This window comes from Providencia sp. PROV024 (genome assembly GCF_032709665.1).
GTDB lineage: Bacteria > Pseudomonadota > Gammaproteobacteria > Enterobacterales > Enterobacteriaceae > Providencia > Providencia huashanensis.
Window position 1 is genome coordinate 936015 of the sequence record NZ_CP120545.1, and the last position, 14646, is coordinate 950660.

The window sequence follows — 14646 nt, forward strand, 5'->3', positions numbered from 1 at the left end:
ATTTTAAGAAATTGCGGCTTTGTTTTTAGCTTTAATTAAGAAAAACAAAGTGGTATAGATAAAAGTGAGGTCAACTGATGACAGAGAAACGCAAAGAGGGGACAGGCAAACTGCTTTACTGTTCTTTCTGCGGAAAAAGTCAGCATGAAGTTCGTAAGCTGATTGCCGGTCCGTCAGTCTATATTTGTGATGAATGTGTAGATTTATGTCTCGACATCATCCGTGAAGAGATCAAGGAACTTGCACCGCATCGCGAGCGTAGTGAATTGCCGACTCCACATGAAATTAGGCAACATCTTGATGACTATGTTATTGGCCAAGAAAAGGCAAAAAAAGTCTTAGCTGTTGCGGTATATAATCACTACAAGCGCCTACGTAATGGTGATAAAACCAGTGATGGTGTTGAACTAGGTAAAAGTAACATTTTGCTTATAGGGCCAACAGGTAGCGGTAAAACTCTCTTAGCTGAGACATTAGCTCGTTACTTGGATGTACCGTTTACAATGGCTGATGCAACAACATTAACTGAAGCTGGTTATGTTGGTGAAGACGTTGAAAACATCATTCAAAAGCTTTTGCAAAAATGTGACTATGATGTTGAAAAAGCACAGCGTGGAATTGTATATATAGATGAAATTGATAAAATTTCACGTAAATCAGATAACCCATCAATTACTCGTGATGTTTCCGGTGAAGGTGTGCAGCAAGCGTTACTGAAACTTATTGAAGGGACGGTTGCGGCGGTACCACCACAAGGTGGTCGTAAGCACCCTCAACAAGAATTTTTGCAAGTTGATACATCAAAAATCCTGTTTATCTGTGGTGGTGCATTTGCCGGTTTAGACAAAGTCATTGGGCAACGTTTAAACACGCGTTCTGGTATTGGCTTTGCTGCGGAAGTTAAAGGTGAATCAGAGAAAGCAACGGAAGGTGAATTGCTGACTCAAGCAGAGCCAGAAGACTTAATTAAGTTTGGCTTAATTCCTGAATTTATTGGCCGTCTGCCAGTTGTTGCAACGCTGACAGAACTAAGCGAAGAAGCATTAATTCAGATTCTGCAAGAACCAAAAAATGCCTTAACCAAGCAATACCAAGCGTTATTTAGCCTTGAAGGGACTGAACTCGAGTTTCGTGAAGAAGCATTAAAGGCAATTGCGAAAAAAGCAATGGCACGTAAAACGGGTGCACGTGGTTTACGTTCTATTGTTGAAGCGGCATTGCTGAATACTATGTATGACCTTCCTTCAATGAGTGATGTTGAGAAAGTTGTTGTCGATGAAAATGTAATTAACGAACAGTCTGAACCTTTGTTGATTTACAGTAAACCTGAGGCTCAAGCTTCTGGCGATAACTAATCCTTAATAAACGTTCAATAATTAATCAAACAAAATGAGGGGTTTCCCTCATTTTGTTTTTTATGTTCAACTAGCTATTGAATGCTAAAATCTTGTCCCCATATAGTTTATATTCTGAGGTGTGGTTTCCTTGTTTTAGAAAGTAATTTTAGAATAAGAAACAGAAACCCTTAAACTAGCGTGAGCTAAACGAAGAGAGAGCTTTATGAATCCTGAGCGTTCCGAACGCATTGAAATACCAGTATTGCCTCTGCGTGATGTAGTGGTATACCCACATATGGTGATCCCACTGTTTGTTGGACGTGAAAAATCCATTCACAGTCTGGAAGCAGCGATGGATCATGACAAGCAAGTGATGCTGGTTGCGCAAAAAGAAGCCTCGACTGATGAGCCAGGGGTGAATGATTTATTTGCTGTAGGTACTGTTGCATCCGTTATTCAGATGCTGAAACTACCTGATGGCACCGTTAAAGTCCTCGTTGAAGGGCTAAAACGCGCACGTATTACGAGCTTGACTGATAATGGCGAATATTTCTTAGCACAAGCGGAATATTTAGCCCCAGAACAAGATACACAAGCTGAAAACGTAGTTTATGACGAAACAACCGCGGGCTCTCAGTCATCAAGTGTACTTGATGAAAAAGAAAACGAAGTTTTATATCGTACTATTGTTAGTCAGTTTGAAAGCTACATAAAACTAAATAAGAAAATACCACCTGAAGTACTAACGGCATTGCATGCGATAGAGCAAGATCAGCTAGATAAACTAGCGGATACCATTGCGTCTCACATGCCATTGAAATTAGCTGATAAGCAGCGTGTTTTGGAAATGGCAAATATTGCTGAACGCGTTGAATTCTTGATGGCAATGATGGAATCAGAAACTGAATTGCTGCAAGTAGAAAAACGTATCCGCAATCGCGTTAAAAAACAGATGGAAAAAAGCCAGCGTGAGTACTATCTGAATGAGCAAATGAAAGCTATTCAGAAAGAGCTTGGTGAAATGGACGATGCGCCAGACGAGTATGAATCGCTAAAACGTAAGATTGAAGAAGCGAAAATGCCAAAAGAGGCACAAGAAAAAGCCGAAGCTGAGTTGCAGAAGCTGAAAATGATGTCTCCGATGTCTGCAGAAGCTACAGTTGTTCGTAGCTATATTGATTGGATGGTACAAGTACCATGGAATAAGCGTAGCAAAGTTAAAAAAGATTTAGTTAAAGCGCAAGAAGTGCTAGATACCGATCACTACGGCTTAGAGCGCGTGAAAGATCGGATTTTAGAATATCTGGCAGTACAGAGCCGTGTTAGCAAAATTAAAGGGCCAATTCTTTGCTTAGTTGGGCCTCCGGGCGTTGGTAAAACGTCATTGGGGCAATCCATTGCGAAGGCAACAGGCCGTCAGTACACTCGCATGGCTTTAGGTGGGGTACGTGATGAAGCAGAAATTCGTGGTCACCGCCGTACTTACATTGGTTCTATGCCGGGCAAACTTATCCAAAAAATGGCTAAAGTTGGGGTGAAAAACCCGCTATTCCTATTGGATGAAATTGACAAGATGTCATCTGACATGCGTGGCGACCCCGCTTCTGCATTGTTAGAGGTCCTTGATCCAGAACAAAATATTGCATTTAATGATCACTATTTAGAAGTCGATTACGATCTGTCCGATGTTATGTTTGTTGCGACGTCTAACTCGATGAATATTCCGGCGCCATTATTAGACCGTATGGAAGTTATTCGTCTTTCTGGTTATACAGAAGATGAAAAACTGAACATAGCGAAAAAACATCTATTGTCTAAGCAAATAGAACGTAATGCTTTGAAAAAGGGTGAGCTTACTATTGATGATAGCGCCCTAATGAGCATCATTCGTTACTATACTCGCGAAGCTGGTGTACGTGGTTTAGAGCGTGAAATTTCAAAACTGTGCCGTAAGGCAGTTAAAGCTTTATTAATGGATAAAAAGCTTAAGCATATTGAAATTAATGCAGACAACCTGAAAGACTATCTGGGCGTTCGTCGCTTTGATTATGGCCAAGCGGATACTGAAAACCGTGTAGGGCAAGTTACTGGTCTTGCTTGGACTGAGGTTGGTGGTGACTTACTTACCATTGAGACCGCCTGTGTTCCAGGTAAAGGTAAGTTAACTTATACCGGTTCTTTAGGTGAAGTGATGCAAGAATCTATCCAAACGGCATTAACCGTAGTTAGAGCTCGTGCAGAAAAATTGGGTATTAATAGCGATTTTTATGAAAAACGCGATATTCATGTCCATGTTCCTGAAGGCGCGACACCGAAAGATGGTCCAAGTGCGGGGATTGCCATGTCAACGGCATTGGTATCTTGCTTAACGGGTAATCCTGTTAGAGCAGACGTGGCTATGACAGGGGAAATTACATTAAGAGGGTTAGTTTTCCCAATCGGTGGCTTAAAAGAGAAACTATTGGCGGCACACCGTGGAGGGATTAAAACCGTATTAATCCCTAAAGAAAACGAACGTGATTTAGAAGAAATTCCTCAAAATGTGATCGCTGATCTGGAAATTCATCCAGTAAAAACTATTGAAGAAGTGCTTTCTTTGGCTTTAGTTAACCCTCCATTTGGGGCTGAAGTTGTAAAAAATAAAGCTAAAAGAGTGAGCTGAATCAAGAAGTTTGTATAAAATTAAGGCTGATAGCTAATTTAGGGCTTGTCAGCCTTTTTTTTCATAGCTACTTTAGCGATGATTCTGATAATTGTTTGTATGTAATCTGTTCTCTTGCCATTGGTAATCAGGATTGATATAACGACTGCATCATTAATTAACTATGCTAATAACCGTTAGAGTTAATTAAGAGATTTATAGTCCAACTAATATGGGGATGATAAGAGTGAATAAAGCTCAACTGATTGATCAAATCGCTTCTGATGCGAATATTTCTAAAGCTGCAGCAGGTCGTGTTGTTGACGCGTTCGTCGCTACTGTAACGGGCTCTCTTAGTAAAGGGGACGATGTTGCTCTAGTTGGCTTTGGTACTTTTTCTGTTCGTGAGCGTGCAGCACGTACAGGCCGTAACCCTCAAACGGGTAAAGAAATTAAAATCGCTGCGGCGAAAGTTCCAGCTTTCCGTCCAGGCAAGGGTCTTAAAGACGCTGTTAATAGCTAATTAGGTATTTAAGTTTGTCTTTCTTGCATTTTTGCGAAAACTCAAACTGACGGAATGTCTTTAATCAGCTAATATATAAGCGCACCATGTAAATGGTGCGCTTTTTTTTCTTTCTGAGTTAAGATTAGCGTATTATCAGGAAATTGAATTCAACAAAGCGGAGTTAAGCCTTTTTATGATGGAAAATTTACGCACAAAGGCAAATAGTCCTTTGCTCAAAATAATACTAGCGCTGATAATCCTTTCATTTGTGTTAGGTGGCGTTATGATGGGCGGCATCGGAGGCAATAGTGCAAATAATGCAGCCGAAGTTAACGGTCAGCCAATTAGCAGGGAACAGTTGCAGCAGGCCTTTCAGCAGGAACGTCAGTCATTGCAAGAATATCTGGGAGATAAATTCTCAGAAGTGGCTAGTAACGAAGAAAGCATGAATTTGCTGCGCCGCCAAGCACTTGATAACTTGATTAACAATGAATTGATTAATCAATATGCTAATGAACTAAACCTGTCAGCAAGCGATCAGCAAATTGAGCAATCTATATTCTCAATGCAAATTTTCCAAACAGATGGTCGATTTGATAGCGAAAAGTACCGTGAGATTTTACAGCGTTACAATATCAATGCAGATAGCTTTGCAGCACAAATTCGCCAAGACCTTACACGCGCACAGTTAGGTAAAACCTTTACCGGTACAGATTTTGCTTTGCCATCTGAGGTTAAAGCATATGCACAACTGTATATGCAAGAACGTGAAATTCGTACGGCAACGTTACCTTTAGCTGATGTTCAAGGTAAACAAACCGTTTCAGACGATGAATTAAAAGCTTATTACGATGCTAACCAAGATAGCTTTATTTCACCTGAAAAAGTGAAAGTAAGCTATGTTGAAATGGATGCGGCATCTATGCCAGCAGCAACAGTATCTGATGAAGATGTGAAAGCATATTATGAGCAAAACCTGAAAAACTATACTCAGGCTGAGCAAAAACAATATAGTATGATCCAAGTAGCTTCAGAAAAAGAAGCAAATGATATCCTAAATGAACTAAAAGCAGGGGCTGATTTTGCTGCCATTGTAGCTGAAAAGTCGACGGATATATTCAGCGCTAAACAAAAAGGTCTTATTGGTTGGATGGAAGCATCATCAACACCAAGTGAGATTGCTGATGCAAAATTAACTGAGAAAGGCCAACTTTCTGCCCCAATCAAGTCACAAAATAACTATATTATTTTCCGCTTAGATGATATTAAGCCAGAATTAACTAAGCCTTTTGAACAAGTTAAAGAAAGTATCAAAAACAGTTTACTGCAAGATAAAAACATCAAACAGTTCTATGACTTACAACAAAAGGTTAGTGAAGCAGCAACAAATGATATGGAATCATTAGTTTCAGTTGAATCTGTTTCAGGTTTGAAATCAATCACAACGGATTGGTTTGACCGCAATAATCCTCCGGCGGCACTTAACTTCCCGAAAGTGATTAACGAGGTATTTAGTGATCGATTAGTTGATAAAAATGGTTCTAAAGGTATTAATTCAGACGTTATTAACGTAGAAGGTGACCGTGCATTTGTTGTACGTGTTACAGAGTATAAGCCTGAAAACATTGAACCTTTTGACACTGTTAAGCCTGAAATAGAAGCTTTAGTTAAACGTCAAAAAGCAGAAGCAGAACTTAAAGCAACGAGTGAGAAACTACTGGCTGAGCTGAAAGCAGGTAAAGGCGAAGAAGCTCTGAATGCAGCAGGCATTAAATTTACGGATGTTCAAACAGTTTCACGTTTGATGCCACAGACTGCGATTATCAATGCATCAATGGAAATGGCAGAACCGGCTGAAGGTAAACCAAACTATGCCATTGCACGTGATGAAGCTGATAATTATGTGATTATTCAGTTAGATAAAGTCACTTTAGGCCAACCAACGGAAGATGAGTTAAAACAGCTGTCACGTGAATACCAAGGGGCGATGAGCTCTGCGGTTAACGAAGCTCTGATGCTTAACTTACGTGAAAATGCAAAAATTGAAGTGTTGAATATGGAATAATTGCGAGAAGCTTCGCAATTTAATTTGCAACATTATAAATGAAAGGTCACCTTTGGGTGGCCTTTCGCATTTAAATAACCCTCTGAAAGCTTTCATTGTTTTTCTTTGTCATTGTTACTCCTCAACACACACAGGAGAATCATTATGTTATGGAATACAGTGATGAAACATGGGGCTAATACCGTACTTCTTCTTTCTCTATTAGGGGCTTTTACTTCTTTTTCTTTAGCGAAAAAGATTGAAGCGGAAAAAACCACAACAGCACTTGTGCAAAAAAAAGCGTCAAATGAAAACTCACAACTCATATCTTCAGAGCAATCAGACAAAGTCAATATTAATTCAGCAAGTGTAGATGAGCTAGCACAAAAGCTGAGTGGCATCGGCAAGCAAAAAGCGAAAGCAATTGTTGAATATAGGCAAAAGTATGGGGCTTTTAATTCAATTGAAAATATTCTAGAAGTTCAGGGGATAGGGCCTGCATTTTTAGAGAAAAATAAAGATAAAATTGTACTGTAGTTGAATATTCCCCATACATTGTGGTTCATTCAATTGTATGGGGATACCATTTTAATGGTGGGTAATTGAGCTGTAATATTAATTTATTGTAAATAATTTGGGAGCTAGATCTTATTTCTGGTATTCATTCAGCATATTTTCCGTACATTTGTTATTTTTATGTTATCTAAAATTAAACTGGTCGGAGTAGTTAGAATGACAACACATGTCAAGATCCATGGTTACCATATTGATGTTTTCCAACATGTTAATAATGCACGTTATTTGGAATTTTACGAAGCAGACCGTTGGGAATGGATGAATAAGCGTAATTTCATTAATTGGGCGATAAAAAATAATCTAACTATGGCTGCGGTGAATATTAACGTAAATTATATCCAAGGAGTGCTGTTAGGTGATGAGCTTACTGTTGTAACGCGTATGGATAAAATAGGCTCTAAGAGTGCGGTGTGCTATCAGCAAATTATCCGTAATAACGCGGGGGGAGCAGAAGTGGTATCTGACGCTTATGTTACGTTTGTTTTTATCGATAATATAACTAATAAAGCCATTGTTATAGATGATGAGTTACGTGAAAAACTAGCATCGTTCAAATCAGGGACTGATGATTTCATTCAGAACTAGCCTACCTAAAAAGTGGTTAGGCAGGCGTATCTCTGTTCGGTTTAGTTTGTTTTTTGTTGCTGCTGTTTTAGAGAGAGCATGACAGCTTCTTTGTCATCTAAATATTCATGTAAGCCTTTGCTTCGTAGGTGGCATGCAGCACATTCACCACATCCGTCACCTTGAATCCCATTATAGCAAGTGAGTGTTTGCTTCCTAATGGTCTCAAGGTGGCCATAACTGTCGGCAAGAGCCCATGTTTGGGCTTTATTCAGCCACATTAATGGGGTTTCAAAACGTATATTTTTAGCGAGCCCAAGGTCAACCGCGTGGTTAAGGGCTTTGACAAACTCATCTCGGCAATCAGGGTAACCGGAAAAGTCAGTTTCACAAACACCAGTAATGACGGCTTCAGCTTGTACTTGGTAAGCATATATTGCCGCTAATGTGAGAAATAAAATATTACGACCGGGTACAAAAGTACTTGGCAGACTGCTCGATTCGCTTTCTGTAAAATCAGGCACAGGGATATTATCCCGAGTTAAACTACTGATCGCTAACTCATTGAGTAAGGTCACATCTAAAACCTTATGAGCATTGGCACCAAGTGATACACTTAACTTTTGTGCAACTTCGATTTCAAAGCGATGACGCTGCCCGTAATCAAAGGTAACACAATGCACTTCGTCATAGTTTTGTAAGGCCTGAATGAGGCAGGTTGTTGAGTCTTGCCCTCCGCTAAAGACCACCACTGCACGTTTCATAGGGACTCCTTGGTGATATCACGTTGCTTAAAAAGAGTATTAATTCTCTGCTTTCATGTTAGCGACACTGTAATTTAATTAACAGTTCTATTTTTATAAATTTCCATTGATTAGCGTGCTATTTGTACTCTTATTTGGTTATCTGGGTAAAATTCTTCTATAATAATGTCAATTGGTAACATTTTTATTGTTTTTAAATGATGAGATTTTGCTTAATATTGGTAATTCAAATAATAGAAAGATAAAAGAGCATTTCCACCTAAGCCATGAGGGCAATTATGTTAGATAAAATAGACAAAAAACTGCTTTTTTTATTACAAAATGACAGTAGTCTATCTTTAAATACCCTGGCAGAAGCTGTCAATTTAACCTCTACACCATGCTGGAAAAGACTAAAACGACTCGAAGATGATGGCTATATTCGGGGTAGAGTAACGTTATTAGATGGTGAGAAACTTGGGTTAGGTTTAACTGTCATCGTAACAATTAAAACACAGCACCATAATAGTGAATGGTATGAACAGTTTGTGTCTTTCGTGAGTCAACTTCCTGAAGTGCTAATGTTTTATCGCATGGCTGGTGAATATGACTATCTTATGCAGGTAGAAGTTCACGATATGAAATCCTACGATTTGTTTTACAAAAAACTGGTTAATGGGGTACATGGCTTAATTGATGTAACGTCCAGCTTTGCGATGGAAAAAATTAAATATACCACGGTGCTGCCAATCCCCGATTAGCGCAATTTTGTTGGTAAACGACACGAGCGTTTCAGTTATGTATAAATAAATTAACATTATCCAAGGCAGTAATACGTGCGATTATTTTCACAACTAAGTTGGTATTTTTTGAGCGAATGGAAGCGCTATTTTGGCGCAGTTTGCTTTTTAATTATTATTGCAATTCTACAACTGGTTCCGCCGCGCATCGTGGGTGTCGTGGTTGATGGCATAAGTAAAGATACTATGCCTAAAAAACAGTTGGTGACATATATCTTATTAATGCTGCTTATTGCATTGGTTGTTTATGGCCTGAGGTACGTTTGGCGACTATGGCTATTTGGGGCATCTTATAAGCTGGCAGTTCAATTGCGCCAAAAATTTTATCGACAATTAAGCTTACAAAATCAACAGTTTTATCTTAAATATCGAACTGGGGATCTAATCGCTCGTACAACAAATGATGTGGATCGTGTGGTATTTGCTGCTGGAGAGGGTGTTTTAACGCTAGTAGACTCATTGGTTATGGGGTGTGCAGTATTAATCATGATGAGCGTTGAAATTAGTTGGCAGCTCACATTGCTTGCGCTTATTCCGATGCCGATCATGGCAATGGTTATTAAGCGTTACGGCGATCAGCTCCATCATCGTTTCAAGCACGCTCAAGGTGCGTTTTCATCTTTGAACAATCACGCACAAGAGAGCTTAACCAGTATTCGTATGATCAAAGCGTTTGGCCTTGAAGATCATCAGTCGAATCAATTTGAACAAGTGGCAACGGAAGCGGGGCGTCGTAATATGCATGTTGCGAAAGTCGATGCTCGTTTTGATCCAACAATTTTTTTAGCGATAGGCATGGCAAATTTGCTCGCTATTGGTGGCGGAAGTTGGATGGTGCTAAATGGCACTTTGACTTTAGGTGAGTTAACTAGTTTCGTGATGTATTTAGGGTTGATGATTTGGCCAATGTTAGCCCTTGCTTGGATGTTTAATATTGTCGAACGAGGAAGTGCGGCTTACAGCCGTATCTTAAGTTTATTAAATGAGCCTCTCGTTATTCAAGATGGTTCCCATTCATTACAGCCTGAAAAAGGACCGTTGGATGTGAACATAATAAGGTTTAGTTACCCAGAAACAACGCGAGTCGCATTACATGATATTCAATTTAACCTGCAACCAGGGCAGTTTTTAGGTATCTGTGGGCCAACGGGGGCGGGGAAATCAACATTGCTGGCATTATTACAACGTCAGTTTGATATCACTGAAGGGGCTATTTGTTATCAAGGGCAGCCCTTGTCTGAAGTATTACTAGATGAATGGCGCGCAAGGCTATCGGTAGTAAACCAATCTCCATTTTTATTTTCAGAAACTGTCGCAGGGAATATTGCTCTAGGAAGACCAGAAGCTAGCCAAGAAGAAATAGAGCAGGCGGCTCGGATTGCTTGTGTACATGATGATATTTTACGTCTGCCTGAGGGGTACTTAACCCAAGTCGGTGAGCGTGGAGTGATGCTTTCTGGAGGGCAAAAGCAACGGATCTCAATAGCACGGGCTATCTTACAAAATGCAGAAATACTTATATTGGATGATGCGCTTTCAGCAGTAGATGGGCAAACAGAGTTTACTATTTTGCAAAATTTAAGCCGCTGGCGACAAGGGCGAACCTTAATTATTAGTGCTCATCGCTTATCTGCATTGGTTGAAGCCGACAATATTATAGTGTTATCCCAAGGAGCTATGGTTATTCAAGGTAGGCATGAGGCGTTAATTAGCCAGACTGGTTGGTATAAAGATATGTATCATTATCAACAAATTGAAGCTGCTTTGGATGGTGATTTATGAGCCAGAAAAAACCACTTTGGCCAGCATTGAAGCGCTTATTATCTTATGGCAAAGCATACCGGGGTACAATGGGAATTGCCATTGCTATGCTATGGTTAGCCGCGATTGCAGAGGTCAGTGGGCCGCTATTGATCAGTTATTTTATTGATAATATGGTCGCGAAAAAGCAAATCATTATGCCATTGACGTTATATATGGCTATTGGCTTTATATTGCTTCAAGTTATTGCTGCGTTATTACATTATTATCAGATTATTTTATTTAACAAAGCATCAGTGGGGGTTGTGCAAACATTACGAACTGATGTGATGAATGCTGCCTTGCGACAGCCACTAAGTGCATTTGATAAACAGCCTGTTGGCCAGCTAATTTCACGAGTGACTAATGATACCGAGGTGATTAAAGACCTGTTTGTCATGGTCGTGCCAACGGTTTTTCGCAGTTTAGCACTGATTTGTGCCATGTTAGTTGCGATGTTTTCATTAGAATGGAGAATGGCATCTATTGCTGTGATGATTTTCCCTGCTGTATTTGTGGTGATGATTGTTTATCAGAGGTTGAGCACACCGATAGTACGTCGTGTTAGGTCTTACCTTGCTGATATTAACAACGGTTTTAATGAAGTGATTAATGGAATGACCGTTATTCAGCAGTTTCTACAGCAAGCAAGGTTCGGGGCAAAAATGCAAGAGGTCAACCAAGACCACTATTTTGCACGGATGAAAGCTTTAAAATTAGATGGTTTGTTACTAAGACCATTACTGAGTTTATTTTCTGCATCAGTATTGTGTGGGTTGTTACTACTGTTTGGGTTTGAAGGAACAACGACGATTGGTGTTGGTGTTTTATATGCATTTATTAATTATTTGGGGCGATTAAACGAACCATTAATTGAATTAACCTCTCAACAATCCATGTTACAGCAAGCGGTTGTATCAGGTGAGCGAGTTTTTGAATTAATGGATAGCCCACAACAGGGTTATGGCGAAAGCCTTGTCCCATTGCAAGGTGGCTCAATTACCATTAACCACCTATCTTTTGCCTATCGTAATGACAAAATAGTGTTGCAAGATATCAACTTACACGTACCTGATAATAATTTTATAGCTTTAGTTGGTCACACAGGAAGTGGTAAAAGTACTATTGCTAATTTAATTATGGGTTATTACCCATGGCAAAAAGGTGAGATCCTATTAGATGGGCGAGATTTAAATTCATTGTCTCACCATGTATTAAGAAATGGTATTGCGATGGTACAGCAAGACCCTGTCGTACTTGCAGCTTCATTTTTTGACAATGTGACGCTTGGGCGTGATATTAATCAAGAGAAAGTCTGGGATGTTCTTGAAATTGTTCAACTTGCAGAGTTAGTTCGCACTTTACCTGAGGGGTTAGACACAGTATTAGGTGAACAAGGAAATACCTTATCTGTAGGTCAAAGGCAGTTATTAGCGATGGCTAGGGTGCTGGTGGTGACCCCGAAAATTTTAATCCTAGATGAAGCAACTGCAAATATAGATTCAGGGACAGAGCAAGCGATACAAAAAGCGCTTCGAGTGATCCGTCAACATACAACACTGGTGGTGATTGCCCATCGTTTATCAACGATAGTTGATGCCGACCAAGTTGTTGTGTTACATCGTGGTGCAATTGTTGAGCAAGGTCAACATCTACAACTTTTACAACAAAAAGGGCGTTATTATCAAATGTACCAGTTACAACAAGTTGGGGAGTCGTTGAATGCCCTCAGTGATGCTGAAAAAGAAGTTGTAACCAGTTAATTATTCTGCACCATTATAATGCACACCTTAAAACCACTCAGCCGAGTGGTTTTTTATTTTGTCTTTTCTTTTTGATTTTTAAGCAAAAAAACATTTTGGCATAAGTTTTGCTCTGACGTCAGTACTGCTCGCTAAATTGAGTGGGTTATTGGTATGACTTATAGGAGTAAATATGAAATACATCATCGCAATTATTAAGCCATTTAAATTAGATGAGGTTCGAGAAGCGCTGTCTGATGTTGGTATTCAAGGGCTTACCATTACTGAAGTTAGGGGGTTTGGGCGGCAAAAAGGGCACGCAGAGTTATATAGAGGAGCTGAATATACTGTTGATTTTTTGCCCAAAGTACGAATGGAAATAGCGGTGTTAGATGAACAGTTAGAGCAGGTCATTGAGACCATTGAGGGTGTTGCTTGTACCGGACAGGTAGGGGACGGAAAAATATTTGTTTTGCCTCTAGAGCAAGCTGTACGGATCCGTACGGGTGAAAAACAAGATGAAGCACTGTAGGAGAATGACGATGCGTAAATGGTTCCTAGTCGTATATATATATGGGTATTAATGGGTTTTCCAATGAGCGTGTTTGCTTCGCCAAAAGAAGTCGATAAAGCCGATAATGCTTTTATGATGATAGCTACTGCATTGGTTATTTTTATGATTGTACCGGGTATTGCACTGTTTTATGGCGGGTTATTAAGAAGTAAAAATGTGCTTTCTTTAATGGCGCAAACAACGGTGATCTTTGCATTGGTATCTGTTATTTGGATTGTTTATGGTTATAGTTTGGCTTTTAGTGAAGGAAATGCTTTTTTTGGTGGTTTTAACCAAGTGTTACTTAAAAACATTTCAGTAGAAAGTTTATCCGGTTCAATTCCCCAGTTTGTGCATGTGGCGTTTCAAGGTGCATTTGCATGTTTAACTGTTGCATTAGTTGTTGGCGCATTAGGAGAACGCATTAAATTTTCTGCCATTCTCATTTTTACCGTTATTTGGACTACATTTGCTTACTTACCTATGGCTCACATGGTCTGGGGAGGCGGTATTCTTTCTCAAGATGGTGCGCTTGATTTTGCAGGGGGCACTGTTGTACACATTAATGCCGCTGTTGCAGGTTTAGTTGGTGCTTACTTACTTGGGCATCGAACAGGATTAGGAAAGGAAGCAATTAAACCTCATAACTTACCGATGGTATTTATGGGGACATCTATTTTATTTGTTGGGTGGTTTGGCTTCAATGCAGGGTCGGCGGGAAGTGCAGATGGTATTGCTGCTCTGGCATTTATCAATACGATTGCGGCAGCGGCTGGAGCAATCCTGTCTTGGACATTTGCCGAGTGGATTTTTAGGGATAAGCCCTCATTGTTAGGTGCTTGCTCTGGTTGCTTAGCGGGGTTGGTTGGTGTGACTCCTGCCGCAGGAACTGTCGGGGTTGGTGGGGCGCTAATCATCGGTTTGCTTTCTGGGATCGCCGGCTTATGGGGCGTGGTCATTCTTAAACGTTGGTTAAAAGTAGATGATGTTTGTGATGTTTTTGGTGTTCATGGGGTCTGCGGTATCTTAGGGTGCTTGTTGACAGGGGTATTTACTGCCAGCACATTAGGCGGAAGTGGTTATGCAGAAGGAATTACTATGATGAAACAAGTTGGTATTCAAGCTGTTAGCATTTTAGTCTGTGTGGTTTGGACTGCGATTGTTGCCTTTATTGCTTTTAAGATAGCAGCTAAAACATTCGGTCTAAGAATTACAGTAGAGAAAGAAAGGGAAGGTTTAGATATAACTTCTCATGGTGAAAGTGCTTACAATTAAACAAGTACGGCACGATATGATAATGCTGAAAACAGGATAAATACTGTGTTCTATTCGAATTGATAA

Annotated in this window: 12 protein-coding genes; 11 read left to right on the forward strand and 1 reads right to left on the reverse strand. The window is 39.9% G+C overall.

The genetic code is table 11. The annotated features are described in order from the left end of the window. Nucleotides 1-77: 77 nt before the first annotated feature. The 6 genes from clpX (at nucleotide 78) to P3L56_RS04230 (ending at nucleotide 7688) form a co-directional block, all read left to right on the forward strand. Nucleotides 78-1355 carry an ATP-dependent protease ATP-binding subunit ClpX gene (clpX, locus tag P3L56_RS04205; protein ID WP_042846906.1) on the forward strand — a complete coding sequence of 426 codons (1278 nt, stop codon included), beginning with the start codon at nucleotides 78-80 and terminating at the stop codon, nucleotides 1353-1355. A gap of 205 nt (nucleotides 1356-1560) precedes the next feature. Then, nucleotides 1561-3999: an endopeptidase La gene (gene lon / locus P3L56_RS04210; protein ID WP_042846905.1), complete on the forward strand. Its 2439-nt coding sequence runs from the start codon at nucleotides 1561-1563 to the stop codon at nucleotides 3997-3999. A gap of 226 nt (nucleotides 4000-4225) precedes the next feature. Beyond that, complete coding sequence (gene hupB / locus P3L56_RS04215; RefSeq protein WP_004914513.1) at nucleotides 4226-4501, forward strand: nucleoid-associated protein HU-beta; 276 nt, start codon at nucleotides 4226-4228, stop codon at nucleotides 4499-4501. Nucleotides 4502-4676: 175 nt separating this feature from the next. Next, nucleotides 4677-6548 (forward strand): peptidylprolyl isomerase, encoded by a 1872-nt coding sequence (ppiD, locus tag P3L56_RS04220; protein WP_210831400.1) that lies wholly within the window; start codon nucleotides 4677-4679, stop codon nucleotides 6546-6548. Nucleotides 6549-6692: 144 nt separating this feature from the next. Next, nucleotides 6693-7064, forward strand: coding sequence for a ComEA family DNA-binding protein (locus tag P3L56_RS04225; protein ID WP_042846902.1), 372 nt, complete (start codon nucleotides 6693-6695; stop codon nucleotides 7062-7064). A 195-nt stretch (nucleotides 7065-7259) separates the two neighbouring features. Then, nucleotides 7260-7688 (forward strand): acyl-CoA thioesterase, encoded by a 429-nt coding sequence (locus tag P3L56_RS04230; protein ID WP_129466855.1) that lies wholly within the window; start codon nucleotides 7260-7262, stop codon nucleotides 7686-7688. A gap of 41 nt (nucleotides 7689-7729) precedes the next feature. Here P3L56_RS04230 and queC read toward each other — a convergent pair whose 3' ends face one another. Further along, nucleotides 7730-8431, reverse strand: a complete 702-nt coding sequence (gene queC / locus P3L56_RS04235; RefSeq protein WP_042846900.1) for a 7-cyano-7-deazaguanine synthase QueC — start codon at nucleotides 8429-8431, stop codon at nucleotides 7730-7732. A 278-nt stretch (nucleotides 8432-8709) separates the two neighbouring features. Between queC and P3L56_RS04240 the strand changes: the two genes are divergently transcribed. From P3L56_RS04240 to amtB, 5 genes are all read left to right on the forward strand, one after another. Further along, entirely contained in the window at nucleotides 8710-9171 is a 462-nt protein-coding gene (locus P3L56_RS04240) for an Lrp/AsnC family transcriptional regulator (RefSeq protein ID WP_042846899.1), read from the forward strand. 75 nt (nucleotides 9172-9246) lie between these two features. Continuing rightward, on the forward strand, nucleotides 9247-10992 hold the full coding sequence (locus P3L56_RS04245) for a SmdA family multidrug ABC transporter permease/ATP-binding protein (protein ID WP_071547717.1): 1746 nt from the start codon (nucleotides 9247-9249) through the stop codon (nucleotides 10990-10992). Continuing rightward, nucleotides 10989-12773, forward strand: a complete 1785-nt coding sequence (locus P3L56_RS04250) for a SmdB family multidrug efflux ABC transporter permease/ATP-binding protein (protein WP_210831401.1) — start codon at nucleotides 10989-10991, stop codon at nucleotides 12771-12773. Before P3L56_RS04245 ends, P3L56_RS04250 begins: the two co-directional genes overlap by 4 nt. Before the next feature lie 172 nt (nucleotides 12774-12945). Next, entirely contained in the window at nucleotides 12946-13284 is a 339-nt protein-coding gene (locus P3L56_RS04255) for a P-II family nitrogen regulator (protein WP_042846895.1), read from the forward strand. A 51-nt stretch (nucleotides 13285-13335) separates the two neighbouring features. Continuing rightward, nucleotides 13336-14580 (forward strand): ammonium transporter AmtB, encoded by a 1245-nt coding sequence (gene amtB / locus P3L56_RS04260; RefSeq protein WP_230233526.1) that lies wholly within the window; start codon nucleotides 13336-13338, stop codon nucleotides 14578-14580. The last annotated feature ends 66 nt before the right edge of the window (nucleotides 14581-14646 follow it).